This window comes from Streptomyces sp. NPDC028928, assembly GCF_055564915.1.
This window is the reverse complement of the sequence record NZ_JBVHVI010000002.1, coordinates 104677-131253: the sequence shown is the minus strand read 5'-3', so window position 1 is coordinate 131253 and position 26577 is coordinate 104677. Positions and strand designations below refer to the sequence as shown.

The following is a 26577-nucleotide window of genomic DNA, read 5'->3' as shown; positions in this document are numbered from 1 at the left end:
GATCCCCCTACGCCCAGAGCTGGCCCTGGAGCGTCTCGATGGCCTCCTCCGTGGTGGCCGCGGTGTAGACGCCGGTGGAGAGGTACTTCCAGCCGCCGTCGGCCACGATGAAGACGATGTCGGCGCTCTCGCCCGCCTTGAGGGCCTTCCTTCCGACGCCGATCGCCGCGTGCAGGGCGGCACCGGTGGAGACGCCCGCGAAGATGCCCTCCTGCTGGAGGAGTTCGCGGGTGCGGGTGACCGCGTCGGCCGAGCCGACCGAGAAGCGGGAGGTGAGGACCGAGGCGTCGTACAGCTCGGGGACGAAGCCCTCGTCGAGGTTCCTGAGCCCGTAGACCAGGTCGTCGTAGCGCGGCTCGGCGGCGACGATCCTCACGTCCGGCTTGTGCTCGCGCAGGTAGCGGCCGACGCCCATGAGGGTGCCGGTGGTGCCGAGGCCGGCCACGAAGTGGGTGATCGAGGGCAGGTCGGCGAGGATCTCCGGGCCGGTGGTGGCGTAGTGGGCGCCCGCGTTGTCCGGGTTGCCGTACTGGTAGAGCATCACCCAGTCGGGGTGCTCGGCGGCCAGCTCCTTGGCCACGCGCACCGCGGTGTTGGAACCCCCGGCGGCCGGCGAGGAGATGATCTCGGCGCCCCACATGCCGAGCAGGTCCCGGCGCTCCTGCGAGGTGTTCTCCGGCATCACGCACACCATGCGGTAGCCCTTGAGCTTGGCCGCCATGGCGAGGGAGATGCCGGTGTTGCCGGAGGTGGGCTCCAGGATGGTGCAGCCCGGGGTGAGCCGGCCGTCCTTCTCCGCCTGCTCGATCATGTGCAGGGCGGGGCGGTCCTTGACCGAGCCGGTGGGGTTGCGGTCCTCCAGCTTGGCCCAGATCCGGACGTCCGGGGACGGCGACAGCCGCGGCAGGCGCACCAGAGGGGTGTTGCCCACCGCGGCCAGCGGGGAGTCGTAGCGCATCGCTGCTCAGCGACCGATCAGCGCATGCCGCCGGCGACGGCCGGCAGGATCGTCACGTTGTCGCCGTCGGACAGCTTGGTGCTGATGCCGTCCAGGAAGCGGACGTCCTCGTCGTTCAGGTAGACGTTGACGAAGCGGCGCAGCTGGTCGCCCTCCACGATGCGGGCCTGGATGCCCGCGTGCCGGGTTTCGAGGTCGGCGAACAGCTCGGCGAGGGTCTCGCCGTTGCCCTCCACCGCCTTCTGACCGTCGGTGTACTGGCGGAGGATGGTCGGGATGCGGACCTCAATGGCCATGATTGCGGGCTCCTGTCGGAAAGGATTCGGGTCTGAGCACACGGCGGCGCGCCGCGGCTCACGGCCGTACGGCGGCAGGGAACGTCAACAGATGGCGCTGTTCAGCCTGCACAGGTCGACGTGCAGCCGCGCCACGAGCAGCACGCTCGGCGCCTTGTCGCTCACGTCGTTCAGAACCATGGGCTCATCGTATCGATTCCCGGTCCGGATCCCGGAGTGTGATCTCGCATCGTGGATGGTCGCCGACCGCATCACGGTCAGTACGCCTCGACGACCCTGACCTCCTCCTCCGTGACCTCGCCGTCCACGATCCGGAAGGAGCGGAACTGGAACTCGCCGAGGCCGTCGGTGTCGGCGGTGGAGACCAGGACGTAGTGGGCGCCCGGCTCGTTGGCGTAGGAGATGTCGGTGCGCGAGGGGTAGGCCTCGGTGGCGGTGTGGGAGTGGTAGATGACCACCGGGTCCTCGTCGCGGTCGTCCAGCTCGCGGTAGAGCCTCAGCAGATCGCCCGAGTCGAACTCGTAGAAGGTGGGCGACATCGCCGCGTTCAGCATGGGGATGAAGCGCTCGGGGCGGTCCGAGCCCGCCGGGCCCGCCACCACGCCGCACGCCTCGTCGGGGTGGTCCTTGCGCGCGTGGGCGACGATCTGGTCGTACAGGGCCTGGGTGATGGTCAGCATGGGGGTCAGGATAAGCAGTGGGGCCGCCCCGTACCGAGGGATGGTACGGGACGGCCCACATGCTGGACGTCCTGAGCGGCGGCCGCCGGGGGCGCCACGAGTGCTCCCGGCGGCCGGACGTCCTTTCCGGAGGGTCCGGGGGCCTGGGTCAGCGCTTGCGGAAGGCCGCGGCCTCCGGGTTGCGGCGCTTGAGCACCAGGTAGGCGACACCGAGGATCAGACCCCACAGCGGCGCACAGTACAGGGAGACCCGGGCGTCCTTGTCGATGCCCATCATCACGATCACCATGCCGATGAAGGCGAGCGCGAACCAGCTGGTGAACGGGGCGCCGGGGGCGCGGAACTCCGAGCGGGGCAGGTCGCCGCGGTCGGACTTGGCGCGGTAGCGGATCTGGCAGAGCAGGATGACGATCCAGGCCCACATGCCGGAGATGGTCGCGAAGGACACCACGTAGTCGAACGCCTTGCCCGGCCACTGGTAGTTGATCCAGACGCCGACCAGCATCAGCGCGGCGGAGAACGTGGTGCCGACGAGCGGGGTGCCGCTGGGCGTCAGCCGGGTGAAGATCTTCGGACCCTGGCTGTTGAGCGCGAGGTCGCGCAGCATCCGGCCGGTGGAGTACATGCCGGAGTTGCAGGAGGACAGCGCCGCGGTGAGCACGACGAAGTTCACGATGCCCGCGCCGGCCGCCAGGCCCATCTTCTGGAACGCGGCCACGAAGGGGCTCACGCCCGGGTGGAAGTTGGTCCACGGCACGACCGACAGGATCATGATCAGCGCGCCGACGTAGAAGACGGCGATGCGCCACGGCACGGTGTTGATCGCCTTGGGCAGCACGGTCTTCGGGTCCTTGGACTCGCCCGCGGTCACACCGACCAGCTCGACGGCGAGGAAGGCGAACATCACCATCTGCAGGGTCATCAGCGTGTTGCCGACACCGTGCGGGAAGAAGCCGCCGTCGCTCCACAGGTGGCTGACGGAGGCGGTGTCACCGGCGTCGGAGAAGCCGATGGTGAGGATGCCGGCGCAGATCAGGATCATGCCGATGATGGCGGTGACCTTGACCATGGAGAACCAGAACTCCAGCTCACCGAAGAGCTTCACGGAGATCAGGTTGGCGCCGTACAGGATGATCGTGAAGACCAGGGCCGACACCCACTGCGGGATGTCCCACCAGTACGTCATGTAGGCGGCCGCGGCCGTGACCTCGGTGATGCCCGTGACCACCCAGAACAGCCAGTACGTCCATCCGGTCACGAAACCGGCGAACGGGCCGATGAACTCGCGCGCGTACTCCGAGAAGGAGCCCGACACCGGGCGGTACATCAGCAGCTCGCCGAGTGCCCGCATGATGAAGAAGATGACGAGGCCAGCGACGGCGTACGCCAGGATGAGGCTCGGACCGGCCTTGGAAATACCCTTGCCCGCGCCGAGGAACAGGCCGGTGCCGATGGCACCGCCGATGGCGATCATCTGGATCTGCCGGGCGCCGAGCCCGCGCTGATAACCCTCGCCCTCGCTGCCCTCCGCACGCACGGCCTCATTGCCGTCGCGATGCTGGTCGACCTGCGCTGAGGTCATGTGTGGTGCGCCTTTCTCCATGCCGACCCGGGCCTTTCGTCGGCCTCGGATCGGGTCTCGATCCCCCCGGATTGATGGAGCTGTCTGCCTGGCCGACGGTCGTCGGCTCGGTGGCGCACCCGGCCGAACATGGGTGGTGTTGGCCGGGCGGTCGTGAAGATTTATCACGGCCGCAATATTGATCACAGGGGCGGGTTGTGGCGCATCACACAGGTAAAAGCGGACAAAGAGCGCTCGAATGCGTCAAACCCGGCCACAAAGGTGACGGGATCGTTATCCGGATTTGAGCGTCCTCTGAGCGAACATCCGCCGAGAACAAGCCAGAGTGAATCAGGGCATAAGGGTCGACACCAAGGTCTCCTGGAGCCCGCCCAGCCACAGATAGGCCAGCACCATCGGCTTGCGCGGGTCCTCCTCCGGCAGCCGGTAGAGCAGGTCGGTGTCGTCCTCGTCGGTGATCTCCAGCCGGGCGCCGATCGCCAGCCGGAGGTCGTTGAGGGCGCCGAGCCACTGCCGGGACTCCTCCGGGGACAGCTTGAGCACCGCCCCGCCCTCGTCCACCGGGGCGAGCGCGTCCAGCGAGCGGATCACGCCGAGCGCGTTCTCCCGCTTGCCGGCCCGCAGGTCGTTCTCGGTGTAGCGGCGGAACTCGGCGGAGTGCGCCCGGCGCTCCTCGGCCTCGGCCGGGGAGTCCGGGGAGTGCTCCGGGTCGCTGTAGGCGTCCGGGAAGAGCCTCCTGAGGACCGGGTCGGCCGGCGGCTCGCTGGGCCCCTCGGCGAACAGCTCGGCGAGCGGGTCGTCCGGGGCGTCGGCACCCGGGCCGGGGCCGATCAGCTCCAGCAGCTGGACGGCCAGCGACCGGATGATGGAGATCTCGACGTCGTCGAGCGCGACGGCCGCGCCGCCGCCGGGGAGCGGTTCGAAGTGTCCGGGCATCTAGGTGCGTTTACTTCCGGTCCTGCTGGAGGGTGGCCCACAGACCGTAGCCGTGCATCGCCTGCACGTCGCGCTCCATCTCCTCGCGGCTCCCGCTGGAGACGACCGCCCGGCCCTTGTGGTGGACGTCGAGCATGAGCTTGGTGGCCTTGTCCTTGGTGTAGCCGAAGTACGTCTGGAAGACGTACGTCACATAGCTCATGAGGTTGACCGGGTCGTTGTGGACGATCGTGACCCAGGGGACGTCGGGCTCGGGTACGGCGAAGACCTCCTCCGCCGACTCGGTGCGTTCGATCTCTACGGGCGCGGGTGACGTCACACAGCCATGCTGCCACGGCCTCCATAAATCGTCACACCGACGAAAAGGGAGTACGATTCCTCGTCATGAACACAGCGGACCTTGGGCTGCCGGTGGACGTTCCCTCGACAGCGCTGTTCACGGACCAGTACGAGCTGACGATGCTGCGCGCCGCCCTGAAGGCCGGTACGGCCGAACGGCGGAGCGTGTTCGAGGTCTTCACGCGGCGGCTGCCCAACGGGCGCCGCTACGGCGTGGTGGCCGGCACCGGCCGCGTCCTGGACGCGGTGGAGAACTTCCGCTTCGACAACGGCGTCCTCGGCTTCCTGCGCGAGCGGAAGATCGTCGACGAGGAGACCCTGAAGTGGCTCGCCGACTACCGCTTCAGCGGGGACATCTGGGGCTATCCCGAGGGCGAGGTGTACTTCCCGGGCTCGCCGATCATGCGCGTCGAGGGCACCTTCGCCGAGTGCGTCCTGCTGGAGACGGTGATCCTCTCCATCCTCAACCACGACTCCGCGATCGCCGCGGCCGCCTCCCGGATGGCCTCCGCCGCCGGTGACCGCCCGCTGATCGAGATGGGCGCCCGCCGCACCCACGAGCTGTCGGCGGTGGCCGCCGCGCGCGCCGCCTACGTGGGCGGCTTCGCCACCACCTCCGACCTGGCCGCCGGCTTCCGCTACGGCATCCCGACCGTCGGCACCTCCGCGCACGCTTTCACCCTGCTGCACGACCGCGAGCGGGACGCCTTCCAGGCCCAGGTCGAGACCCTCGGCCGGGGCACCACCCTGCTCGTGGACACCTACGACGTCGCCGAGGCGGTCCGTACGGCGGTGGAGGTCGCCGGACCCGAGCTGGGCGCCGTCCGCATCGACTCCGGCGACCTGCTGCTGGTGGCCCACCGGGTGCGGCAGCAGCTGGACGAGCTGGGCGCGACCAACACGAAGATCATCGTGACCTCCGACCTGGACGAGTACGCCATCGCCTCGCTGGCCGCCGCGCCCGTGGACGCGTACGGCGTCGGCACCCAGCTGGTCACCGGCTCCGGGCACCCGACCTGCTCCATGGTCTACAAGCTGGTCGCCCGCGCCGAGTCCGGCGACCCGAAGGCGCCGCTGGTGCCGGTGGCGAAGAAGTCCAGCGGCGGCAAGACGTCCATCGGCGGACGCAAGTGGGCAGCGCGCCGGCTGGACCCCGAGGGGATAGCGGAGGCCGAGGTCGTCGGCACCGGGCCGGTCCCGGCCGAGCTGGCCGACCGGCAGCTGCTGGTGCAGCTGGTCAAGGGCGGCGAGGTGATCGCCCGCGAGCCGCTGGACGTGCCGCGGGACCGGCACATCGCGGCCCGCGCGAATCTGCCGCTGTCCGCTACCCAGCTGTCCAGGGGGGAACCCGTCATTCCGACGGAGTACGTCACCGGGCGCTCGGGTAGCTAGAGCGGGACCGCCGTCCGCCCCCTCGCCCCCCTCCCGCCCGGCCCCCTCCCGTCCGGGCCCGGAAGTCTCTAGGCTCAGTTACTTCACTCACAGTCGAAGGACACCCACCATGCGCCGCGCCTTGATCGTCGTAGACGTGCAGAACGACTTCTGCGAGGGGGGCAGCCTCGCGGTGGCCGGAGGTGCCGACGTGGCCGCCGCCGTCACCGAGCTGATCGGCCAGGCGGCGGGCACCGGGTACCGGCATGTGGTGGCCACCCGCGACCACCACATCGCGCCCGGCGGCCACTTCGCGGACAACCCCGACTACGTCCGCTCCTGGCCCGCGCACTGCGTCGCGGGCACGGAGGGCGTGGGCTTCCACCCGAACTTCGCGCCCGCGGTCGCCTCCGGCGCGGTGGACGCCGTGTTCGACAAGGGCGCCTACTCGGCCGCCTACAGCGGCTTCGAGGGCACCGACGAGAACGGCGTCCCGCTGGCCGACTGGCTCCGCGCCCGCGAGATCACCGAGGTCGACGTGGTGGGCATCGCCACGGACCACTGCGTACGGGCCACCGCCCTGGACGCGGCGAGGGAGGGCTTCCGCACCCAGGTCCTCCTGGACCTCACGGCGGGCGTGGCGCCGGAGACCACCGAGCGGGCCCTGGAGGAGCTGCGCGAGGCGGGCGTCGAACTCACCGGCAAGCCGGTCGTCAGCGGCTAGGACCCTACTGGACCACCGCCGACCCGCGAAGCAGCGCGCGGATGGGATGCCACAGCTCCGTCACGATGACACCGTTGTCCACGGGGGCCGTCCGCCATATCAGCCCGTCGGGGTGGTGCAGCACCGCCGTGATCTCGTCCGGCGTGGGCGGCGCGGCGTTGCCCCGCAGGTAGATCGCCCGCAGCCCCAGATTGCGGAGCCTGGTCAGGGCCCGGGCGCGGTTCTGGGCGTGCACGAGCACCCGCACCGCGGCGGAGCCGTACGGCAGGTTCAGCGCGACGACCACCGTGCCGTTCGGCAGTTTGCAGAAGCCTCCTGCGGCCATGCGGTCACATCCCCGTTTCGGTCGGTGTCAATAAGCGGTCCACAGGACGCACCTAAACACGATCGGCGGCAACCCGCCAAGGGGTTGCCGCCGATACGCGCCTGACCTGCGGTTTTGTGGACTACTTCACCGCGGGGCCGACCTTGATCTGCATCGTGGAGCCGTCCTTGGCCTCCTTGACGATCGTGATCTTGGTGTTGGTGTCAGTGACCTTCACACCACCGGTGGGGTTCTTCGGGTCCCAGTAGGTGCTCGTGTGGTCGTTGAAGACGGAGACACCCTTCGACGCCTTGATCTTCAGGGCGACGTCGGCCTTGTGCAGGGTGATGCCGTCCGTGCCGTAGAGGCTGAACGGGGAGTCGTACGCCTGGATGCGGTTGCGCAGCAGCGTGCCGTCGGCCCACTTCAGCGCCTTGAAGTGCGAGTCGACCGGCAGGATGAGACCGGTGCCCGGGTGGCCGTTGGTCTCGTTCGTGTTGTCGTCCGCCTGGGAGGTGTCCCACTTCCAGATCAGCAGGCCGTTCTGGTACGGGTAGTGCTCCACCCAGTCCGGACGCGACGCGAAGCCGAAGTTGTACGGGCCCGTCTTCAGCGTCTTGTCGTACGACACGTACTGCCGGTTCTCGGCGATGTAGTACTGCTTGTAGTCCTTGGTGAAGGACGCGCCGATGCGGGAGAACCCGGCCGCGGTCCAACCGGCGTCCGCGCTCTCGGCGTCGTCCGAGAACAGCGCCGTGCCGTCGGCGGTCACGGTGATCTCGTCGGCCGTGAAGCCGTTCTCCGCGACACCACCGTCGGTGGCGTAGCGGAAGCGCAGGTCGATCTTCTTGCCCGCGTAGGCGTCGAGCGGGAACGACAGCTTCTTGTGCGTCTGCGAGAAGCCGCTCAGCGCCGGCTTGCCGCTGGCGTCCTTCGGCAGTGCCTGGCCGTCCGCCGTGCCGTCCAGGGCCGTCCAGTTGGCGCCGCCGTCGGTCGAGACCTCGGTGTAGACGTAATCGTAGCCGGCCTCGGTGGCCCACCAGCCGTCCAGGTCCAGCTTCGCCGAGGACTTGCCGGTCAGGTCCACGGAACGGGTCAGCGTGTTCTTCAGGTCGTTGCCGCTGCCGCTCCACCACTGGGTCGAGCCCTGCGCGGGCTGGGTGATGGTGGTGGTGACCGCCTTGTCCGGCAGGTTCACCACGAGGGCCTGCTTGTCCCAGGTGTTGTACTCGGCGACGCCCAGCTTGTGCGTGGACTGCTTGCCGGCCTTGGCGGTGTCGTAGTTCAGCCAGCCCAGCTGCAGCTTGTCCCAGGCGTTCATGTCGCCCGGCAGGTCGCCGATGGACTCCTTGCCGGTGCCCAGCCAGGAGCCGGAGGACATCAGCGTCCAGAAGCCGGTGGAGTTGTCGCCGCCGGCGGTGTCGTACTCGTCCGGCAGGCCCAGGTCGTGGCCGTACTCGTGGGCGAAGACACCGAGGCCGCCGTTCTCCGGCTGGATGGTGTAGTCGCCGACCCAGACGCCGGTGGTGCCGACCTGCGTGCCGCCGAGCTTGTTGTTCTCGGGGCCGGTGGCGCCGGCGTCGGTGCCGAAGGCGTACCAGCGGTGGGCCCAGATCGCGTCCTTGCCCTGCGCGCCGCCGCCGGCGGACTCGTCCTCACCGGCGTGCACGATCTGGAAGTGGTCGACGTAGCCGTCCGGCTCGTTGAAGTTGCCGTCGCCGTCGAAGTCGTAGCGGTCCCACTGGTCGTACTTGGCGAGGGTCTTCTTGATGTCGGCGTCGGTCTTGCCGGCCTTCTTCTGCTGGGCGACCCAGGCGTTCAGGCCGTCGGTGACGACGTTCCACACGCTCGGGCAGTTGGTCTGGCCGCAGGCGTTGTTGCCGTAACGGGCCTCGTTGTACGGGACCTTGACCCAGTCGGTGACCTCACCGGAGACCGAGTAGCGGCCCGAGGACTGCTTCTCGTAGTACTTCTTCAGCGACTCGGTCGTCTTGCCGGTGCCGAAGTAGAGGTCCTGGTAGTGCTTCTTGCTGTAGTCCTTCTGCCAGGCCGTGGAGTTGTCCTTCTTGCGGTCCGGCTTGGCGATCTTGTTGTGCAGCGGACCCGGGGTGCCGCCGTACTTGGGGTCGGTCTGGTCCCCGAACTCCACCAGGATCGTGAAGATCTTGTCGGTCTTCTCGCGGCTCAGCTCGACGTACTTGCTCTGGCCCTTGCGGCTCTTGAGCTTGACGACCTTGGAGCCGTTGCGCTCCTGCGCGGTGACCTTGCCCGATATGAGCTGGTTGAGGGCCTCTTCGCGCTGGGCCTCCTGGGTCTTGCTCAGCGGGCCGTCCAGGTTGTGCTTCCGCTGCTTCACCGGGGCCGGGTCGTGCCGGTTGGCGGCGGCGGACTGGGCCTGGGTGCTCGCTTCCGCGACGGCGAAGGTGGCGAACGTGGCGGAGACCGCCGCGAGCGTCACACCGATGGCGGCCGCTCTGAACGTCCAGGATCTGCTGGTCACTTGAGTTCCTCCCCCGCGCCGCGCACACGGACAGGGGGTTCCGGGTCATGGAGGGATCCGTGCGCGCACGATCAACGCGTGTAATCAAGTGACGACATTTGACTAGAGGTTTAGAAGAAAAGACAGACCTTGACTTGAGCAGGACAAGTGCACTATGCGGAGGAGACGTTCGCTTTACGGACACGTGTCGACCTGCCAACGGGCGCAGGGGAACGGCCGTTCGGCGGGACCGGTGACTCCATGCGCCCCCCGTGCACCGGTACCGTGGGTCAGGTCACGCTTACCCGGCGTTCCGCTCGGGCATGCAGGCCAAGAGAGTCGAATGGCACCCCCACCTTCCGAAGACTGCCGAGGACACGATTGCCATGCCTCGTCCGACCGCCGCACAGCTCGCCTACGGTTCCTGCACCGTGATCTTCTCGACGCTCGCCATGCTGCTGCTGTCGCAGACGAGTTCGGGACCGGGGATCGCCGTCATCGCCCTCGCGGCCCTCGCGCTGGGTCTGCTGGTCGCCCTGACGGTCCCCTCCCCCGGGACGCGCACGGCCCCGGCCCCCGCCGAGCCCGCGGCGGACGAGGAGCGGGTCCCGACGACCCTGTGAGACACGGCCCGTGAGTCAGCAGGGCGACGCCGGCACAGGGGGGGGGGGGGGGGGGGGGGGGGGGGGGGGGGGGGGGCCCCCCCCCCCCCCCCCCGCTGTCGTACGCCACCCCCACCCCCGTCGCTCAACCGGTGCTGACCACCACCGTCTTGGCCGCCTTGTCGTGCAGGCCCTGTTTGTACGGCTTGTCGAAGAAGCTCCATCCGCCCGAGACGGCCGTCCAGATACAGGCGCAGCAGAAGGCGAACGGCACCCACAGCACCAGCGCGCGGCTCAGCGAGGCCTGCACGGAGGGGGTGGCGCCGTTCTCGAGGTTGGCCACGCGCATGCCGAGCCACTTCTTGCCGAGGGTCTGCCCCGACCTGCTGATCATGACGGTGTCGTACGCGACGTAGAGCACGGCCACGACGAAGGCCCGGGCGACGGACCTGCCGCGCTGCATGCGTTCGGCGTCGAGCGTGTAGTCGCCCATGCCCAACGCCCAGGTGAGCAGCCCGACGACGATGCCGACCAGGATCATGTCGATGATGCGCGCCAGCGTCCGCTTGCCGCTGTCGGCGAGCGGGGGCATGCCGGCCAGCGGGTCGGCGGGATGGCCGCCGTACGGGTCACCGCCGTAGGGGGGCGGCTGGGCGCCGCCGTACGGGGTGTCGTACGGCGAGCCCGGCCCCTGGTCCGACGGGGGCCGTTTCCTGAAGGGGTCGCCCTCGGGGGGCTGCTCTCCGGAGCCGGGGGGCGGTTCGCTGCTCATGGCCCGAGTGGAACCCGAACCCCCCGGCTCCGCATCCGGCAGACGGCCGGACGGAGTACGCGCGCGTCAGCCCGCGACGAAGGTGCGGGCCGCCTTGTCGTGCCAGCACTGGCGCCAGGGCCGGTCGAACAGGCACCACAGCACGCCCACGATCCCGACGACCAGCAGACCCGGCACGCTGAACACCAGCCAGCGGCGCAGCGCCGGGCCGAACGTCGGGGGCTCGTGCGCCTCGATGTCCCGCACCTCCAGACCGCACAGCTTCTTGCCGAGGGTGCGGCCCCACTTGACGTTGGGCAGCACCTCGTACAGGACGCCGGCCAGGAGCAGGACGGCGAGGACGATGCCGAGGCTGGTGCCGGTCGTGCCGTCGAGCAGCCAGACCGTGACCTCGTGGCCGGAGACCCGGGCCGCGTCGATCTTCTGCTGGACGTGGTCCACGGCCCGGATGCCGAGCGGGACCGCCGCGGCGGCCGTGATCGCGCCGATGGCCAGCAGGTCGATCAGCCGCGCCGCCAGCCGCTTGCCGAGTCCGGCGGGGCGGGCGGCGGCCTGCCGGCGGGCGGCGGCCTGGAAGAGGTCCTCCACCGGCGGCTTCCACGGCGCGACGGGCTGCTCGTCACCGCCGCCGGCCAGCTGGTGCACCTGCTGCGCCCAGGAGGCCTGCCCGCCGCCGGGGCCGCTCGTCAGGGGGGTGGCGGGCGGGGCGGCCTGCTGCGGCACCGAGGGGGCCACGGCGGCGGGGGCGGCCGGGGAGGGCTGCGGTGCCGGGGCTGACGGGGGCGTCTGCGCGGCGGCGGCAGCGGCGGCCTTCCCGGCGCCGAAGCCGGAGTTCGCGGGCGGGCCGACGGGCCCCTGCGTGCCGAAGCCGGCCGGGCCTCCGCTCTCGGGGCCGGACGGTACCGGGCGGATCGTCATCGTGCCGTCGTCGGTACGGGCGGCTGCCGCCGGGCCCGGGATCGGGCGGCGGAAGACGAACGTGCCCGGGTCCGGGGCGTCGTCCTCCGCCGGGGGGATCGTCGCGGTGCCGTCGGTACGGCTGGTGGCCTGCCCGTCGGCCGGTCCCGGCGCCTCCACCGGCACCCGGGGGTCGGCAGCCCAGCCACCGGCACCCTGCCGGGGCTGGGCGGGGGACACGGATTCGCCGGGGGGTACCGGCTCACCGGGTTGACCGGCCGGGGCCGGCCGAGCGGACCGGCCCGACTGGGCGGCCCCACCGGCCCCACCGGGCTGACCGGGCTGGCCCGACTGGCCCGACTGGGCGGCTCCACCGGCGGGCTGACCCGACCGGCTCCACTGCGCACCCTGCGCGGCCTGGCCGGCCGCGCCCGTCTGCGCCCACTGGTCCGCCTGACCGGCCTGCGCGGCCGGGCCCGCCTGGCCCCACTGGCCGGCGGCCTGGCCCGCGGCACCCTGCCGGCCGGCGGCGCCCTGCTGGTCCAAGCCCGGTGGGTCCTCGTCGAAGAAGTGGGGGCCCGTTTCCTCGACGGCGGCGGGCGCGGGGGCGGGGCGGACGCCGGGGGGCGGGGTGAGCGGTTCGCCGTCCTTGGGCGCCGGGCGGCTGGTGCCGGGCACCCAGGAGGCGCCGTTCCAGTACCGGACGTAGCCGGGGATGGACGGGTCCGGGTAGTAGCCCTCGCGGGGCCGGTCGTCACCTGGGGCCGGGGTTGGGGCGCTCATGTCCGTCGTCCCGTATCTGCTCGGGGGTGGGATGGGGGCCTCCACATCTATCAGACCGGGGCAGCCCGCAGCGCCAGTCCCGCCGTACCCACCCCTTTCCGGGCAACGCCGTACCGGGCTCTGGCACGTCTGCGAAAAAAATTTCCCCGAACCCGCGTAACGGCCCAGCCCCCGCCCCCTCTCCCCCGGTACGGGCCCAGTCCGAGCGGCCCCGACCAGAAAGGAAACGCCGGTCATGCATCACACCGTGGTGGAGCGCGAGCTGGAGCTGCGGCTCATCCTGTCGCCGGAGCGGAGCGTCCCGGTCCCGGCCCGGCTCGGCTACCGTTCCGACGACCCGTACGCCGTCCACATCGCCTTCCACATCAACTCCGAGCACCCCGTCCACTGGACGTTCGCCCGCGATCTGCTGGTGGAGGGGGTGTTCCGGCCGTGCGGGCACGGGGACGTGCGGGTGTGGCCGACGAAGGTGGACGGGCGCAGTGTCGTCCTGATGGCGCTGAGTTCGCCGGACGGCGACGCGCTGCTGGAGGCGCCGGTGCCGCAGGTGTCGGCCTGGCTGGAGCGGACGCTGCGGGCGGTGCCGCCGGGCGCGGAGGGCGGGCAGCTCGGCATCGACGACGCGCTCGACCAGCTGCTCGCCCAGTGAACGGCCCCGGGGAAGGGTCAGAAGAGCTTGCCCGGGTTCAGGATGCCCAGCGGGTCGAAGACCTGCTTCACCGCCCGCTGCATCTCCACCCCGACCGGGCCGATCTCCCGGGCCAGCCACTCCTTCTTCAGCACGCCGACGCCGTGTTCGCCGGTGATGGTGCCGCCCAGCTCCAGGCCGAGCGCCATGATCTCGTCGAAGGACTCGCGGGCCCGGCGGGACTCCTCGGGGTCGCGGGCGTCGAAGCAGACGGTGGGGTGCGTGTTGCCGTCGCCCGCGTGGGCGCAGACGCCGATCGTGAGGTCGTACTTGGCGGCGATCCGCTCCACGCCCTCCAGCATGGCGCCGAGCCGGGAGCGGGGTACGCACACGTCATCGATCATCGTCGTGCCCTTCACCGCCTCCAGCGCGGTCAGCGAGAGCCGCCGGGCCTGCAGCAGCATCTCGGACTCGGCCGCGTCCTCGGCCGGGACGACCTGGGTGGCGCCGGCGGCCTCGCACAGGGCGCCGACGGCGGCGAGGTCGGCGGCCGGGTCCGGGGTGTCGAAGGCGGCCAGCAGCAGGGCCTCGGTGGTCTCGGGCAGCCCCATGTGCGCGAGGTCGTTGACCGCCTTGACGGTCGTACGGTCCATCAGTTCGAGGAGGGACGGGAGGTGTCCGCCCGCCATGATGCGGCACACCGCGTCGCAGGCGGCCGCCGCCGAGGCGAACTCGGCGGCCAGCACCAGCTGCTGGGGCGGCTTGGGCCTGAGCGCCAGGACGGCGCGGACGACGATGCCGAGGGAGCCCTCGGAGCCGACGAAGAGCCGGGTGAGGTCGTAGCCCGCGACGCCCTTGGCGGTGCGCCGGCCGGTGGACATCAGGCGGCCGTCGGCGAGGACGACGTCCAGACCGAGGACGTACTCGGCGGTCACGCCGTACTTGACGCAGCACAGGCCGCCGGAGGCCGTGCCGATGTTGCCGCCGATGGTGCACATCTCCCAGCTGGAGGGGTCCGGCGGGTAGTACAGGCCGTGTTCCCCGACCGCGCGGGACAGGGCCGCGTTGACCACGCCCGGTTCGACCACGGCGATCCGGTCGACGGGACTGATCTCCAGGATGCGGTCCATCTTGGTGAGGGACAGCACGATGCAGCCGTCGGTGGCGTTGGCGCCGCCGGACAGGCCGGTGCGGGCGCCCTGCGGGACGACGGGCACGCGCAGCTCGGTGGCGGTGCGCATGACGTGCTGCACCTGCTCGACGGTGCGCGGGAGGACGACGACGGCGGGGTTGCCGGCCGGGCAGAAGCTCGCCATGTCGTGTCCGTAGGAGGCCGTGACGTCGGGGTCGGTCAGGACGGCCTCGGCGGGCAGGCCGGCCAGGAGCCGGTCGGTGAGGTTGCCCGTGTGCTCGTCGCGCGGTGCTTCGATACGGCTCATGATCACAGCGTGGCACTCGCGGCCATCGGTGTGAACCCCGCCCGTGCCGTCCTTGGGCCACCCGGATGTGCTCGTCGTACTGACGCACAGTGAGCGCCATGGACAACCGACAGTGCGTGGGTACGTCCCTGATCTCCGAGCCCCCGGCGCCGCGCCGGTCCCGGCGGGTGCTGCGGCGGGTGCTGGTCGCCGCGCTGGCGGGCGGTGTCCTCGCGGGCGGGGCGCTGGTGCTGCTGCCGCAGGAGCCCCGGCAGCGGCCCCGGCCGGTCCGGCCGCCCGCCGCCGGTCCGCAGGCCGCGCCGCGGGTCCGGCAGCAGGCGCTGACCACGGTGACCTACGGCGTGCCGGCCGCGCTGCCCGGACTGACGGCGCTGATCGGGCGGCAGGAGCAGCGGGTGCGGGAGCGGCCGAAGGACGCCCGGGCGTGGGCGGTGCTGGGGCACGCGTACGTGGAGCGGGGGCGCCGGGCGGGTGACGCGGCGGACTATCCGAAAGCCGAGCGGGCGCTGCGGACCTCGCTCGCTGTGCGCGGCAGCCGGAACACCGAGGCGCTGGACGGCCTGACCGCGCTGGCGCTGGCGCGCCGGGACTTCCCGACGGCGAAGAGCTACGGCGAGCAGGCGCTGAAGGCGGCGCCGAAGCGGTGGTCGGCGTATCCGCCGCTGATCGACGCGTACACCGGGCTCGGCGACTACAAGAAGGCCCGCGCCACCTTCGACCGGCTGATGGGGCTGCGCACCGGCCCGGCGGAGCGGCCGGCCGTGATGGCGCGGGCCGCGGCGGTGTACCGGGACCGGGGCTGGCGCGAGGACGCGGTGGCCCAGCTGACCGACGCGGCGGCCGCCGCCCGCACCCCCGCCGAGCAGGCCGCCTGGCTGGCCGGGGTGGGACAGCTGGCGTGGGAGCGCGGGGACCTTCCGGACGCGCTGCGGCACTTCGAGGCCGCGCTGCGGCTCGACCCCGACCAGCGGACGGCGGCGGCCGGGCGGGCACGGACCCTGGCCGCGCAGGGGCGTACGACTCAGGCGCTGGCCGCGTACCGGGCCGTCGTCGCGCACCGGCCGGACCCCGGGGACCTGCTGGAGCTGGGCGAGCTGTACGAGTCGCTGGACCAGCCCCGGCCCGCGGAGGAGCAGTACGAGCGGCTGAAGGCGGCGGTACGGCAGTCGGTGGCCGGCGGGGTGGACGAGGAACTGCTGATCGGGCGGTTCGAGGCGGACCACGGGGACCCGTGGGAGGCGGTGGAGCGGTTGCGGGAGGAGTGGCGGCGCCAGCCCGGGATCGAGGTGGCCGACGCGCTGGGCTGGGCGCTGCACCGGTCCGGCGAGGACCAGGAGGCGCTGACCTACGCGACCGCCGCGACGGACGAGGCGAAGGGCGGTGGGGTGCGCAGCGCGCTGTACGCGTTCCACCGGGGGGTGATCGAGGCGGAGCTGGAGCGGTACGGGCCGGCCCGGCGGTATCTGGAGGAGGCGCTGCGGATCAACCCGTACTTCTCCCCGCTGGGGGTGCCCGTGGCCCGGGAGGCGTTGCGGGCGCTGGGCGACGTACCCGAGGAGCCGCCGCCCAGCGATTAGGGCGCGCCGTTACAGGTTGCCCCGCTTGGCCTGCTCGCGCTCGATCGCTTCGAACAGGGCCTTGAAGTTGCCCTTGCCGAAGCCCATCGACCCGTGCCGCTCGATGAGTTCGAAGAACACGGTCGGCCGGTCCTGGACCGGCTTGGTGAAGATCTGCAGCAGGTAGCCGTCCTCGTCGCGGTCGGCGAGGATCTTCAGCTCGCGCAGGGTCTCGATGGGCACGCGGGTGTCGCCGACCCACTCGCCGAGGGTGTCGTAGTACGAGTCGGGGGTGTCGAGGAACTCGACGCCGGCCGCGCGCATGGTGCGGACCGTCTGCACGATGTCGTTGGTGTTCAGCGCGATGTGCTGGACGCCCGCGCCGCCGTAGAACTCCAGGTACTCGTCGATCTGGGACTTCTTCTTGGCGATGGCGGGCTCGTTGATCGGGAACTTGACCTTGAGGGTGCCGTCCGCGACCACCTTCGACATCAGCGCGCTGTACTCGGTGGCGATGTCGTCGCCCACGAACTCCTTCATGTTCGTGAAGCCCATGACCTTGTTGTAGAAGGCCACCCACTCGTTCATCCTGCCCAGCTCGACGTTGCCGACGCAGTGGTCGATGGCCTGGAAGGTGCGCTGGGCGGGCGGCTCGACCATCGGCTTCGCGGCGACGTACCCGGGCAGGTAGGGGCCGTCGTAGCCGCTGCGCTCGACCAGGGTGTGGCGGGTCTGGCCGTAGGTGGCGATGGCGGCGAGGACGACGGTGCCGTGCTCGTCCTTCAGCTCGTACGGCTCGGTGACGCTCTTCGCGCCGTGCTCGATCGCGTAGGCGTGGGCGGCGCGCGCGTCCGGGACCTCGATGGCGAGGTCGATGACGCCGTCGCCGTGCTCGGCCACGTGCTGGGCGAGGAAGTGGCCCCAGGTGCTGCTCGGCTTGATCACCGAGGTGAGGACGAACCGGGCGGAGCCGTTCTCCAGCACGTAACTGGCGGTCTCGCGGCTGCCGTTCTCCGGTCCGGAGTAGGCGACCAGCCGCATGCCGAAGGCGGTCGAGTAGTAGTGCGCCGCCTGTTTGGCGTTGCCCACGGCGAAGACGACCGCGTCCATTCCCTTGACCGGGAAGGGGTCGTCCTGCCGGGCGGTCGTGTCGGGAGTGTGGTGTGTGGTCTGCGTCATAGCGGAAGGGTGGCTCTGCTCTGCAAGGTGCGCAATAGTTCGCTTCATCGCTGGGCAATCTGACCAGCGGCACGGCCGTATCGGCGGTCTTTCTGTACAGGATGACCATCTCAGGGGGTCACATGGCGATCGATCATCTGGACGGGCGGATCATCGTGCTGCTGGCGGAGCAGCCGCGCATCGGGGTGCTGGAGATGTCCCGGCGGCTGGGGGTGGCCCGGGGCACGGTGCAGGCGCGGCTGGACCGGCTTCAGTCGAACGGGGTCATCTGCGGATTCGGTCCGCAGGTGGATCCGGCGGCCCTCGGCTACCCGGTCACCGCGTTCGCCACGCTGCAGATCCGGCAGGGCCAAGGGGCCGACGTACGGGCGCACCTGGCGACCGTGCCGGAGGTGCTGGAGCTGCTGACCACCACCGGCAGCGGGGACATGCTGGTGCGGCTGGTGGCCCGCTCGAACGCCGACCTTCAACGGGTGATCGACCGGGTTGTCGGTTTCGATGGCATCGTCCGGGCCTCCACGACGATCGTCATGGAGAACCCCGTTCCCCTGCGGATCATCCCGCTGGTGGAACAGGCCGCGGCGGACAGCGGGGACGGCTAGCAGCTGGGGACCGAGCCCTTGCCCTTCTCCAGCGCCACCAGGGAGTCGACCGCGCCCTTCAGTGTGGTCACCGGGACCAGCCGCAGCCCCTGCGGCAGCTCGGCCTTGGCGTCGGCGCACTCCGCCTTCGGGACCAGGAAGACGGTGGCGCCGTCCCGGCGGGCGGCCTGGGTCTTCAGGGCCACCCCGCCGACCGCGCCGACCTTCCCGGCGGCGTCGATCGTGCCCGTGCCGGCGATGGTGCGGCCCCCGGTGAGGTCGCCGCCGCTGCCGTCGCCGTCCAGCTTGTCGATGATGCCCAGGGTGAACAGCAGCCCCGCGCTGGGCCCGCCCACGTCGGCGAGCTTCAGCGTGACCTTGACCTGGTCGGAGCCGAGCCCGAGGTACTTCAGGGCCGCCTGGGTCGCCGCGTCCTGGGACTGCCGCATCTGCGCCTGGTTGTGCTTCTCGATCTCCTTGACGGTGTCGCCGCTCGGGTAGACCGAGTCGCGCGGCATGACGGCCCGGTCGGTGCGGAACCAGTTGCCGAGCACGTCACCGAGGGAGATCGAGGCGTCCGGGCCGGTCGCCTCGATCGTGGTCATCCGCAGCTGCCCGCTGGTCCTCCGGGTCGCCGCGCCGGACACGGAGATCACCGGGGTGCCCTTGTTCTCGCCGAGCACGTTCGCCGTCATGCCGGGCTGCGCCACCGAGAACGGCAGCGGCGCGAACACCGCCGTGGCGAGCAGGGCCACGACGGGCAGCGCGCAGACGGCGAGGGCCTGGGGGCGTGTGAGACGTGAGAGCACGGATTCAATCTAACGTGACCGCCACCTGCCCCTTGAGCCGTGTACAGGTCCCGCGCCTCATGCCGTGTGTGCCGTGTACAGGTCCCGCCGTTCCCGCGTGAACCGGCGCAGCGCGTCCGGCAGGGGCTCGACGCCGATGCCGGGGCCGGTGGGCACGGGCAGATGGCCGTCCTGGAGGACGAACGGCTCGGTGATGTCCTCGGCGAAGTAACGGCTGGACGCCGAGGTGTCCCCGGGCAGGGTGAAGCCGGGCAGCGCGGCCAGGGCGAGGTTCGGCGCCCGCCCGATGCCGGTCTCCAGCATGCCGCCGCACCACACCGGCACCCCGTGCGCGTGGGCCACGTCGTGGACCCGGCGGGCCTCCAGGTAGCCGCCGACCCGGGCGGGCTTGACGTTCACCACCCGGCAGGCGTCCAGGGCGATCGCGGACGCGGTGTCACGGGCGTGGTGCAGGGACTCGTCCAGGCAGACGGGCGTGGCCAGCCGCCGCTGGAGCTGTGCGTGGGCGTGCAGGTTGTTCTCCTCCAGCGGCTCCTCGATCAGCAGCAGCCCGAACGCGTCCAGCCGCCGCAGGTGCTCGGCGTCGGCGAGGGTGTAGGCGGTGTTGGCGTCGACCTGGAGGGGCAGGGCGTCGCCGAAGCGTTCGCGGACCGCCCGCACCGGCTCCACGTCCCAGCCCGGTTCGATCTTCAGCTTGATGCGGACGTACCCCTCGGCGAGGTAGCGCTCGACGCCGTCCAGCAGCTCGGGCAGCGAGTTCCTGATGCCGACGGAGACCCCGGCGGGCACCCGGTCCCGTACCGCGCCCAGGTAGGTGGCGAGCGGCATGCCGTGGCCGCGCAGCTCGGCGTCGAGCACGGCCGTCTCCAGGGCCGCCTTCGCCAGCTCGTGCCCCTTGATCCTCGCCGTCGCCGCGGCCAGCGCGGCCGTGGTGAGGCGCGGGAGCGCGGCCACGCGGGGCAGCAGGAAGTCGCGCAGCACGATCTCGGCTCCGGCGACGAACTCCGAGCAGTACAGCGGTTCGGGGTCGGCGGCGAACTCCGACCAGCCCTCGGCCTCGTCCGTCACGACGTGCAGGAGGAAGGTGTCCTTCGCCGTCATGGTCCCGAACGAGGTGCGGAACGGGGTGACCAGCGGGATCGCCACATGCACGATCTCCACGCGTTCCAGCTTCACGCGGCCTCCTCCGCCCGGCCGAGGGTGTACCAGCCGTCGCGGGACATCCCGGTGGCCCGGAACCCGTCCACGAAGGCGTCCAGGAAGACCTCGCGCACCGCGTGCCGCCAGCGCAGCGCCAGCGCGGGATCGGCGGCGCGCAGCGCGACGGCGTCCTGCGGGACCCGGCACCACAGGTGTCCGCCGGCGCGCCGGACGAGCGGGCCGCCGTCGGGCGCGGTGCGCAGCACGGGCCCCTGGGGCTCGACGTCGTACGGCGTCCCCGGCGCCGTCAGGTCCCAGGTCACCGTCAGCCGGTCGCTCTCGTCGCCGTCGTTCACGCCGTCGGCCATGGGGCCGTAGAAGTCGACCAGGTACTCCGTGCCGACGGCACCCAGCTTGACCAGGTTGAAGCGGGCGTTGCGGCCGACCAGCGGGTCGAAGGTCCAGCGCATGGTGCGGGCGCCGAGGGCGAGGGCCCAGTCCCGCTGGGCCCGCTTCAGGGCGGGCCCGAGACCGCGCTCGGCGGCGGCCACCAGGGAGTACGTGCCCCGGTCCGGGGCGGACACGGCGACGGCCGCCCCGGCGAGCCGCCGCCCGTCGTAGGCGGCGTGCACGGCGCCGCCAGCGTGCACCAGGCTGTGCAGGACCTCGGCCGGGTAGGGCGGGGCGGTGCGGGGCGTCCGCCAGACGTCGCTGAAGTGGTCGGCGACGGCCGCGAGCCCGGCGACGTCGTGGACGGTACGGATGGTGGCTCCTGCTGTCATGGCACGAGTCTCGGAGCCACCGCGCCCGCGTGTGTTGTGCGGGCGGCCAAGACGGGCGTACGTTCGTTGCGCCATCCGCCAAGCCCGTCTGCCCGAGGACTCCTCATGGACGCCTGCACGCTCGGCGACCTCCTGAACGTCGTCGGCGCCCCCGCACTGCGCCTGCACACCGCTCCCGCCGGCCTCGGCGCCCCGGTCACCGAGGCGGTCCTGTACGACGGCGGTACCCCCCTCCCCCGGCAGCCCGGCGCGCTGCTGCTGGCGGTCGGGGTGCGGGCGGCGGACGCGGGCCCGCTGCTGGGGTCGGCGGCGCGGGCCGGGCTGACCGGGGTGGTGGTGCGCGGCGCGGACGGCCCGGTCGCGGCGGCCGAGGCGCACGGCGTGGCCCTGCTGTCCGTCGCGGACGACGCGCCCTGGCACCGGGTCCATCTGCTGCTGGCCTCGGCGATCACGGCCCGGCACGGTGGCGTCCCCACGGAGCTCGGCGGGAGCGGGTTCGGTGACGGCGGGTTCGGCGACACGGGGCTCGGGGACCTCTTCGCGCTGGCCGACGCCATCGCGGCGGCGACGGGCGGGGCCACCGCCGTCGAGGACCCGCGCCAGCGGCTCCTCGCCTACTCCACCGTTCCCGGCCAGCCCGTGGACGAGGACCGCCGGCAGGGCATCCTCGGCCGGCAGGTACCGGCCGGCGCGGAGAACACCGAGCAGTACCGGCGGCTGTTCGCAGCCGACCGGCCGGTCCGGCTGCCCGCGCTGAACGGCACCGGCCTGCCCCGGCTGGCGGTGCCGGTACGGGCCGGCGGGGAGACCCTCGGCTCGGTGTGGGTGATCGACAGCGGCTCGCTCGCCCCGGACGCCGAGGCCACCCTCGCCCAGGGCGCCTCCACCGCCGCGCTGCTCCTGCTGCGGGCGCGGGCGGCCCGGGAGCTGGCCCGGCACCGGGGCGGCGACCTGCTGCGCCGGCTCCTGGACGGCACGGCGGACGACCCGGCGACGGCCGCCGCCCGCCTGGGCGTCGACGGCCCGGCCCGGGTGGCGGCCTTCGTCCTGGACGCCGCCGCGAGCGTCCCGGACGCCGAACGCACCGCGCTGCGCCTGCTCGACGTCGTACGCCTGCAGTGCGAGGCCCGCTACGGCCGGCACGCGTGCGTGCTGCTGGACGGGGTGGTGTACGCGGTGCTGCCGGGCCCCGGCGAGCGGCACCGGAGGCTCGCCGAGGACATCGTGGCGCGGGCCGGGCAGGCGCTCAGGGTGCCGGTGCGGGCGGCGCTGGGCGAGGTGGTGCCGGGCTCGGACGGGCTCGCGGACTCGCGGGCGGACGCGGACCTCGTGCTGCGGGTGCTGGACGGGGAGCTGCCGGTGGCCGTGGTGGACGAGGTACGGGCCCGGGTGACACTGCTGCGGCTGGCCGAAGTGATGGGCGAGCGGCGGGAGTTGAGCGCGGGCGGGTGGCGGCGGGTGCTGGCGTACGACGCCGGGCACGGCACCGAGTACGCGCGCACCCTGGTCTGCTGGTTCGACGCGGGCTGCGACATGGCGGGCGCTGCCAGGCTGCTGTCCGTACACCCCAACACCTGCCGCTACCGGCTCAGGCAGCTCCAGCAGCACACCGGCGTCGACCTGGACGACCCCGACGAACGGCTGGTGCTGTGGCTGCAGTTGCGGGCGCTCGCGGGGCTCAGCGCAGCCACGCCCTGAGCCGCTCCTCGCACCGCCGCAGGTGCGCGACGGGCACGTACTCCCCCGCCGTGTGCGCGAGGGACGGATCCCCGGGGCCGTAGTTCAGCGCGGGCACACCCAGCGCGGCGAACCGGGCCACGTCGGTCCACCCCAGCTTGGCCCGGGGCTCGGCCCCGAGCGCGGCGACCAGCGGGCCCACCCGGTCCAGGTGCGGCAGGGCACCGCCGACGACCTCGGTGACCCGCACCTCGTACCCCGGGAAGAGCCCGCGCACGTACGCCTCCGCCTCCTCCGCCGAACGGCTCGGCGCGAAGCGGCAGTTGACGGTGACGACACACTCGTCCGGTACGACGTTCCCGGCGACCCCGGCGCGTACGGCGACGGCACTGAGCCCCTCCCGGTACTCCAGCCCGTCGATCACGACCCGCTCCGGGACATGCGCGTCCAGCCACTGGAGCACGTGGCCCGCCTTGTGCGCGGCGTTGGTGCCCTGCCAGGCGCGGGCGGTGTGCGCGCGGGCGCCCTTGACCACGATGTCGGCGGTGAGGATGCCCTGGCAGCCGGCCTCCACGCCGGCGCCGGAGGGCTCCATGAGGAGCGCGAGGCCGGCTTCCTCCAGGAGGCCGGGCCGGGCGGCGGCGATCCGGCCGAGTCCGTTCCGCTCGCCCTCCACCTCCTCGCACTCGTAGAAGACGTAGGTGAGATCGCGGACGGGCTCGGGCACGGTGGCCGCGAGCCGCAGCGCCACCGCCACCCCGCCCTTCATGTCACAGGCGCCGAGTCCGTACACCCGCCCGCCGTCGAGCCGGGAGGGCAGGTTCCCGGCGGCCGGCACGGTGTCCAGGTGCCCGGCGATCAGGGCACGCTCGCCCCGCCCGAGCCCGGTGCGGGCGATGACGGAGTTGCCGACCCGGTCCACGGTGAGGTGCGGCAGCCCACGCAGCGCCGCCTCCACGGCGTCCGCGATCCGCTCCTCCCGCCCGCTCTCGGAGGGCAGGTCCACGAGGGCGCGGGTGAGGGTGACGACGTCAGCGGCGAGATCGAGGGCGCTCATGCCCTCGATCATGCGGAGGGAGGAGCCGGTTGGGGGTGTGCCGATCGGCCAAAGGCAGGGCGGACGGGTTGGAGCAGCAGCCAAAGAAGCCCGCTGGGGGCAGTCGTGCCGCTGGAAAAACCCATCCCCCGCCCAGCGCAGCAGCACAGGGCGCCGAACAGCCGGCCAGGCTCAGCGCAGCGCCTCCGCGACCTCCCGCGCCGCCTCCACCACCCGCGCCCCCACCCGCTCGGGCACGGCGTCCGCCAGCATCACCACACCCACACTGCCCTCGACGCCGGTCACCCCGACCAGCGGCGCCGCGGCCCCGCTCGCCCCCGCCTCCAGCTCACCGTGGGTGAGCGTGTACCCGGGGTCGGCCGCCGGCGACTGCCGTGCGGCGAGGATCGCCTTGCCGGCCGCACCCCGGTCCAGCGGATGCCGGAACCCGGCCCGGTAGGCCACGTGATAGTCGGTCCACGTCGGCTCGACCACCGCCACGGCCAGCGCCTCGGAACCGTCCACCAGAGTCAGGTGCGCCGTCGCCCCGATGTCCTCGGCGAGCGACCTGAGCGCGGGCAGCGCGGCCTCCCGTACCAGCGGGTGCACCTGCCGCCCGAGCCGCAGCACCCCGAGCCCGACCCGGACTCGGCCGCCCAGATCACGTCGTACGAGCGCGTGCTGTTCCAGCGTGGCGAGCAACCGGTACACCACGGTCCGGTTCACGCCCAGTTTGGTGGACAACTCGGTGACGGTCAGCCCGTGGTCCGTGTCGGCCAGCAGCTTGAGGACACGCAGTCCCCGGTCGAGCGTCTGAGAGGTCTCCGCGGTCACGACGCCCACTCCTTCGGCGGTGAGGTCGGCGGGACCCTGAGGTGGCGGATGCGTCACCGAGTCCCGTCGGCGACGCGCCTCAGAGGCCGCCGATCGGCAGGAGGCCCGGCGGCTCCGGGCCAAGTCGCTTCACGGCTGCGCTCCGCGGCGGCGCTGCCACGGGGCGTGTGCGTAGCCGGACAGTAGCGAAGGCGGTTCGCTGAGCGGAAGTCTTAGTCCAGAATCCGGGCAAGACCAGATCCGGCCTGCCTGCATTCGTCCGGATACGCACACCGTCCCGGCCGGGGGACCGGCGCTCACCGCATGCGCGTGGCCCACTCCTGGACCTTGGCGATGCGCTGGCGCAGCTGCCCCGCCGTGGCCTCCGCGCTGGGCGGGCCCCCGCACACCCGCCGCAGCTCGGTGTGGATCACCCCGTGCGGCTTGCCGCTCTGGTGGACGTACGCGCTGACCATCGTGTTCAGCTGCTTGCGCAGCTCCATCATCTCCTTGTGCGTGACCACGGGCCGCCGCTCGGCCGGCAGCTCCAGCAGATCCGCCTCGGTGTCCGGCTTCTTCCGGCTGTGCGCGATCTGCCGTGCCTGCCGCTTCTGCAGCAGCAGCTGCACCTGCTCGGGCTCCAGCAGGCCCGGGATCCCCAGGTAGTCCTGCTCCTCCTCGCTGCCGGGGTGGGCCTGCATGCCGAACTCGGCGCCGTCGTAGAGCACCCGGTCGAAGACGGCGTCGGACTCCAGCGCCTCGAAGGGCAGCATGTCCTGCTCGCCGGTGTCCTCGTCCTGCTCCTTGTTCGCCTCCTCCATCTCCTTCTCGGATTCGGCGTACGGGTCCTCCTCGCCCTCCTTCTTCGGCTTGTCGAGGGCGTGGTCCCGCTCCTTCTCCATCTCGTTGGCGAAGGTCAGCAGGTCGGGCACGGTCGGCAGGAACACGGACGCGGTCTCGCCGCGCCGCCTGGACCGCACGAAACGCCCGACGGCCTGCGCGAAGAACAGCGGGGTCGAGATGGTGGTGGCATACACCCCGACCGCCAGCCGCGGCACGTCGACGCCCTCGGACACCATCCGCACGGCGACCATCCAGCGGTCGTTGCTCGCGCTGAACTCGTCGATCCTCTTCGAGGCCCCGGCGTCGTCCGACAGCACGAGCGTGGCCTTGGTGCCGGTGATCTCGCGGATGAGCTTGGCGTACGCGCGCGCGGAGTCCTGGTCGGAGGCGATGACGAGGGCGCCGGCGTCCGGGATGGCCTTGCGGACCTCCGTCAGCCGCTGGTCGGCGGCGCGCAGCACGCTCGGCATCCAGTCGCCGCGCGGGTCGAGCGCCGTACGCCAGGCCTGGCTGACCGCGTCCTTGGTCATCGGCTCGCCGAGCCGCGCGGCGATCTCGTCACCGGCCTTCGTCCGCCAGCGCATGTTGCCGCTGTAGGAGAGGAAGATCACCGGCCGGACGACCCCGTCCGCCAGCGCGGAACCGTAACCGTAGGTGTAGTCGGCGGCGGAGCGCCGGATACCCGCGTTGTCCTCCTCGTACGTCACGAAGGGGATGGGGTTGGTGTCGGAGCGGAAGGGCGTACCGGTCAGCGCGAGCCGGCGCGTGGCGGGCTCGAACGCCTCCAGGCAGGCCTCGCCCCAGGACTTGGAGTCGCCGGCGTGGTGGATCTCGTCCAGGATGACGAGGGTCTTGCGCTGCTCGACCCGGTTGCGGTGCAGCATCGGGCGCACACCCACACCGGCGTACGTCACGGCGACCCCGTCGTACTCCCGGCCGAGCGGGCCCGCGCTGTACTCGGGGTCGAGTTTGATCCCTATCCGGCCCGCGGCCTCGGCCCACTGCTTCTTCAGGTGCTCGGTGGGCGCGACCACGGTCACCTGCTGCACGACATGGTGGTGCAGCAGCCAGGAGGCCAGCGTCAGGGCGAAGGTCGTCTTGCCGGCGCCGGGCGTCGCGACGGCGAGGAAGTCACGCGGCTGCTCCTGGATGTACTTCTCCATCGCCCCCTGCTGCCAGGCACGCAGCTTGCTGGCGGTACCCCAGGGGGCCCGGCCCGGGAAGGCGGGCGAGAGGTGGTGGGAGTGAGCGGAGGAGGAGGCGGTAGTAGTCACGGTCTCCGTGAATCAGGGTCGGGCGGCTACGTATGACAACCGGGCCACCCTACCGGCGCCGCCCTCCCGTCCACGCGCGAACGGCCCCGGGTCGCCC

26 protein-coding genes are annotated in these 26577 nt (G+C 71.9%); 7 read left to right on the top strand and 19 right to left on the bottom strand.

Annotated features, from left to right (window positions below; translation table 11 throughout):
- Window positions 1-7: 7 nt before the first annotated feature.
- From ACZ4U1_RS06415 to clpS, 7 genes are all read right to left on the bottom strand, one after another.
- Window positions 8-958 (bottom strand): PLP-dependent cysteine synthase family protein, encoded by a 951-nt coding sequence (locus tag ACZ4U1_RS06415; protein WP_467900325.1) that lies wholly within the window; start codon window positions 956-958, stop codon window positions 8-10.
- A 17-nt stretch (window positions 959-975) separates the two neighbouring features.
- Window positions 976-1254, bottom strand: coding sequence for a MoaD/ThiS family protein (locus ACZ4U1_RS06410; protein WP_356149907.1), 279 nt, complete (start codon window positions 1252-1254; stop codon window positions 976-978).
- A gap of 84 nt (window positions 1255-1338) precedes the next feature.
- Window positions 1339-1434 carry a putative leader peptide gene (locus ACZ4U1_RS06405; RefSeq protein WP_311737150.1) on the bottom strand — a complete coding sequence of 32 codons (96 nt, stop codon included), beginning with the start codon at window positions 1432-1434 and terminating at the stop codon, window positions 1339-1341.
- 77 nt (window positions 1435-1511) lie between these two features.
- Window positions 1512-1934 (bottom strand): M67 family metallopeptidase, encoded by a 423-nt coding sequence (locus tag ACZ4U1_RS06400; RefSeq protein WP_467900322.1) that lies wholly within the window; start codon window positions 1932-1934, stop codon window positions 1512-1514.
- 148 nt (window positions 1935-2082) lie between these two features.
- Window positions 2083-3516, bottom strand: coding sequence for an amino acid permease (locus ACZ4U1_RS06395; RefSeq protein WP_467900320.1), 1434 nt, complete (start codon window positions 3514-3516; stop codon window positions 2083-2085).
- Between the two features lie 330 nt (window positions 3517-3846).
- On the bottom strand, window positions 3847-4452 hold the full coding sequence (locus ACZ4U1_RS06390) for a DUF2017 domain-containing protein (protein WP_467900318.1): 606 nt from the start codon (window positions 4450-4452) through the stop codon (window positions 3847-3849).
- A 10-nt stretch (window positions 4453-4462) separates the two neighbouring features.
- On the bottom strand, window positions 4463-4771 hold the full coding sequence (clpS, locus tag ACZ4U1_RS06385; protein ID WP_467396984.1) for an ATP-dependent Clp protease adapter ClpS: 309 nt from the start codon (window positions 4769-4771) through the stop codon (window positions 4463-4465).
- Between the two features lie 65 nt (window positions 4772-4836).
- On the opposite strand from clpS, the gene ACZ4U1_RS06380 reads away from it, so the two are divergent.
- Window positions 4837-6183 (top strand): nicotinate phosphoribosyltransferase, encoded by a 1347-nt coding sequence (locus tag ACZ4U1_RS06380; protein ID WP_467900315.1) that lies wholly within the window; start codon window positions 4837-4839, stop codon window positions 6181-6183.
- A gap of 109 nt (window positions 6184-6292) precedes the next feature.
- Window positions 6293-6886 (top strand): isochorismatase family protein, encoded by a 594-nt coding sequence (locus ACZ4U1_RS06375; RefSeq protein ID WP_467900313.1) that lies wholly within the window; start codon window positions 6293-6295, stop codon window positions 6884-6886.
- Between the two features lie 4 nt (window positions 6887-6890).
- Here the strand turns inward: ACZ4U1_RS06375 and ACZ4U1_RS06370 are convergent, their stop codons facing one another.
- Window positions 6891-7211, bottom strand: coding sequence for a hypothetical protein (locus ACZ4U1_RS06370; RefSeq protein WP_467900311.1), 321 nt, complete (start codon window positions 7209-7211; stop codon window positions 6891-6893).
- A 121-nt stretch (window positions 7212-7332) separates the two neighbouring features.
- Entirely contained in the window at window positions 7333-9690 is a 2358-nt protein-coding gene (locus ACZ4U1_RS06365) for an immune inhibitor A domain-containing protein (protein WP_467900309.1), read from the bottom strand.
- Between the two features lie 365 nt (window positions 9691-10055).
- Between ACZ4U1_RS06365 and ACZ4U1_RS06360 the strand changes: the two genes are divergently transcribed.
- The gene (locus ACZ4U1_RS06360) at window positions 10056-10292 is read left to right on the top strand and encodes a hypothetical protein (protein ID WP_467900307.1); all 237 of its coding nucleotides are present in this window, start codon (window positions 10056-10058) and stop codon (window positions 10290-10292) included.
- A 124-nt stretch (window positions 10293-10416) separates the two neighbouring features.
- Here the strand turns inward: ACZ4U1_RS06360 and ACZ4U1_RS06355 are convergent, their stop codons facing one another.
- Together ACZ4U1_RS06355 and ACZ4U1_RS06350 are read right to left on the bottom strand one after the other, a co-directional pair.
- The gene (locus tag ACZ4U1_RS06355; protein ID WP_467900305.1) at window positions 10417-11043 is read right to left on the bottom strand and encodes an RDD family protein; all 627 of its coding nucleotides are present in this window, start codon (window positions 11041-11043) and stop codon (window positions 10417-10419) included.
- 66 nt (window positions 11044-11109) lie between these two features.
- On the bottom strand, window positions 11110-12723 hold the full coding sequence (locus ACZ4U1_RS06350) for an RDD family protein (protein WP_467900303.1): 1614 nt from the start codon (window positions 12721-12723) through the stop codon (window positions 11110-11112).
- Window positions 12724-12958: 235 nt separating this feature from the next.
- On the opposite strand from ACZ4U1_RS06350, the gene ACZ4U1_RS06345 reads away from it, so the two are divergent.
- Window positions 12959-13372 (top strand): SsgA family sporulation/cell division regulator, encoded by a 414-nt coding sequence (locus ACZ4U1_RS06345; RefSeq protein ID WP_467900301.1) that lies wholly within the window; start codon window positions 12959-12961, stop codon window positions 13370-13372.
- A 17-nt stretch (window positions 13373-13389) separates the two neighbouring features.
- On the opposite strand, the gene ACZ4U1_RS06340 is transcribed toward ACZ4U1_RS06345, so the two are convergent.
- Window positions 13390-14796, bottom strand: a complete 1407-nt coding sequence (locus ACZ4U1_RS06340; RefSeq protein WP_467900299.1) for an FAD-binding oxidoreductase — start codon at window positions 14794-14796, stop codon at window positions 13390-13392.
- Between the two features lie 92 nt (window positions 14797-14888).
- Here ACZ4U1_RS06340 and ACZ4U1_RS06335 point away from each other — a divergent pair, with 92 nt between their 5' ends.
- The gene (locus tag ACZ4U1_RS06335; RefSeq protein WP_467900297.1) at window positions 14889-16367 is read left to right on the top strand and encodes a tetratricopeptide repeat protein; all 1479 of its coding nucleotides are present in this window, start codon (window positions 14889-14891) and stop codon (window positions 16365-16367) included.
- A gap of 9 nt (window positions 16368-16376) precedes the next feature.
- Here the strand turns inward: ACZ4U1_RS06335 and hppD are convergent, their stop codons facing one another.
- The gene (gene hppD / locus ACZ4U1_RS06330; RefSeq protein WP_467900294.1) at window positions 16377-17525 is read right to left on the bottom strand and encodes a 4-hydroxyphenylpyruvate dioxygenase; all 1149 of its coding nucleotides are present in this window, start codon (window positions 17523-17525) and stop codon (window positions 16377-16379) included.
- Window positions 17526-17647: 122 nt separating this feature from the next.
- Here hppD and ACZ4U1_RS06325 point away from each other — a divergent pair, with 122 nt between their 5' ends.
- A complete protein-coding gene (locus tag ACZ4U1_RS06325) occupies window positions 17648-18127 on the top strand; it encodes an Lrp/AsnC family transcriptional regulator (RefSeq protein ID WP_467900292.1) in 480 nt (159 codons plus the stop codon).
- Here ACZ4U1_RS06325 and ACZ4U1_RS06320 read toward each other — a convergent pair.
- The 3 genes from ACZ4U1_RS06320 to ACZ4U1_RS06310 are packed head-to-tail and all read right to left on the bottom strand — an operon-like array spanning window position 18124 to window position 20837.
- Complete coding sequence (locus ACZ4U1_RS06320; RefSeq protein ID WP_467900289.1) at window positions 18124-18915, bottom strand: YlbL family protein; 792 nt, start codon at window positions 18913-18915, stop codon at window positions 18124-18126. The two genes, ACZ4U1_RS06325 and ACZ4U1_RS06320, sit on opposite strands and share 4 nt — an antisense overlap.
- Window positions 18916-18972: 57 nt before the next feature.
- Complete coding sequence (menC, locus tag ACZ4U1_RS06315) at window positions 18973-20091, bottom strand: o-succinylbenzoate synthase (protein ID WP_467900287.1); 1119 nt, start codon at window positions 20089-20091, stop codon at window positions 18973-18975.
- On the bottom strand, window positions 20088-20837 hold the full coding sequence (locus ACZ4U1_RS06310) for a chorismate synthase (RefSeq protein WP_467900285.1): 750 nt from the start codon (window positions 20835-20837) through the stop codon (window positions 20088-20090). The genes menC and ACZ4U1_RS06310 overlap by 4 nt, the downstream gene beginning before the upstream one ends.
- Before the next feature lie 105 nt (window positions 20838-20942).
- Between ACZ4U1_RS06310 and ACZ4U1_RS06305 the strand changes: the two genes are divergently transcribed.
- On the top strand, window positions 20943-22535 hold the full coding sequence (locus ACZ4U1_RS06305; protein ID WP_467900283.1) for a PucR family transcriptional regulator: 1593 nt from the start codon (window positions 20943-20945) through the stop codon (window positions 22533-22535).
- Here ACZ4U1_RS06305 and dapE read toward each other — a convergent pair.
- The 3 genes from dapE to ACZ4U1_RS06290 all read right to left on the bottom strand — a co-directional run bounded on the left by dapE (window position 22516) and on the right by ACZ4U1_RS06290 (window position 26480).
- Complete coding sequence (gene dapE / locus ACZ4U1_RS06300) at window positions 22516-23571, bottom strand: succinyl-diaminopimelate desuccinylase (RefSeq protein ID WP_467900281.1); 1056 nt, start codon at window positions 23569-23571, stop codon at window positions 22516-22518. The genes ACZ4U1_RS06305 and dapE overlap by 20 nt on opposite strands.
- A gap of 171 nt (window positions 23572-23742) precedes the next feature.
- A complete protein-coding gene (locus ACZ4U1_RS06295; protein ID WP_467900279.1) occupies window positions 23743-24384 on the bottom strand; it encodes an IclR family transcriptional regulator in 642 nt (213 codons plus the stop codon).
- Window positions 24385-24680: 296 nt separating this feature from the next.
- A complete protein-coding gene (locus ACZ4U1_RS06290; protein WP_467900277.1) occupies window positions 24681-26480 on the bottom strand; it encodes a DEAD/DEAH box helicase in 1800 nt (599 codons plus the stop codon).
- Window positions 26481-26577 lie beyond the last annotated feature (97 nt).

Coding starts and splice junctions, on each gene's coding strand:
- ACZ4U1_RS06370 (WP_467900311.1), bottom strand. CDS start 7,211: ATGGCCGCAGGAGGCTTCTGCAAACTGCCGAACGGCACGGTGGTCGTC.
- ACZ4U1_RS06345 (WP_467900301.1), top strand. CDS start 12,959: ATGCATCACACCGTGGTGGAGCGCGAGCTGGAGCTGCGGCTCATCCTG.
- ACZ4U1_RS06405 (WP_311737150.1), bottom strand. CDS start 1,434: ATGGTTCTGAACGACGTGAGCGACAAGGCGCCGAGCGTGCTGCTCGTG.
- ACZ4U1_RS06335 (WP_467900297.1), top strand. CDS start 14,889: ATGGACAACCGACAGTGCGTGGGTACGTCCCTGATCTCCGAGCCCCCG.
- ACZ4U1_RS06395 (WP_467900320.1), bottom strand. CDS start 3,516: ATGACCTCAGCGCAGGTCGACCAGCATCGCGACGGCAATGAGGCCGTG.
- dapE (WP_467900281.1), bottom strand. CDS start 23,571: ATGAGCGCCCTCGATCTCGCCGCTGACGTCGTCACCCTCACCCGCGCC.
- ACZ4U1_RS06410 (WP_356149907.1), bottom strand. CDS start 1,254: ATGGCCATTGAGGTCCGCATCCCGACCATCCTCCGCCAGTACACCGAC.
- hppD (WP_467900294.1), bottom strand. CDS start 17,525: ATGACGCAGACCACACACCACACTCCCGACACGACCGCCCGGCAGGAC.
- ACZ4U1_RS06390 (WP_467900318.1), bottom strand. CDS start 4,452: ATGCCCGGACACTTCGAACCGCTCCCCGGCGGCGGCGCGGCCGTCGCG.
- ACZ4U1_RS06360 (WP_467900307.1), top strand. CDS start 10,056: ATGCCTCGTCCGACCGCCGCACAGCTCGCCTACGGTTCCTGCACCGTG.
- ACZ4U1_RS06350 (WP_467900303.1), bottom strand. CDS start 12,723: ATGAGCGCCCCAACCCCGGCCCCAGGTGACGACCGGCCCCGCGAGGGC.
- ACZ4U1_RS06400 (WP_467900322.1), bottom strand. CDS start 1,934: ATGCTGACCATCACCCAGGCCCTGTACGACCAGATCGTCGCCCACGCG.
- ACZ4U1_RS06355 (WP_467900305.1), bottom strand. CDS start 11,043: ATGAGCAGCGAACCGCCCCCCGGCTCCGGAGAGCAGCCCCCCGAGGGC.
- ACZ4U1_RS06305 (WP_467900283.1), top strand. CDS start 20,943: ATGGACGCCTGCACGCTCGGCGACCTCCTGAACGTCGTCGGCGCCCCC.
- ACZ4U1_RS06325 (WP_467900292.1), top strand. CDS start 17,648: ATGGCGATCGATCATCTGGACGGGCGGATCATCGTGCTGCTGGCGGAG.
- ACZ4U1_RS06380 (WP_467900315.1), top strand. CDS start 4,837: ATGAACACAGCGGACCTTGGGCTGCCGGTGGACGTTCCCTCGACAGCG.
- ACZ4U1_RS06415 (WP_467900325.1), bottom strand. CDS start 958: ATGCGCTACGACTCCCCGCTGGCCGCGGTGGGCAACACCCCTCTGGTG.
- ACZ4U1_RS06310 (WP_467900285.1), bottom strand. CDS start 20,837: ATGACAGCAGGAGCCACCATCCGTACCGTCCACGACGTCGCCGGGCTC.
- ACZ4U1_RS06375 (WP_467900313.1), top strand. CDS start 6,293: ATGCGCCGCGCCTTGATCGTCGTAGACGTGCAGAACGACTTCTGCGAG.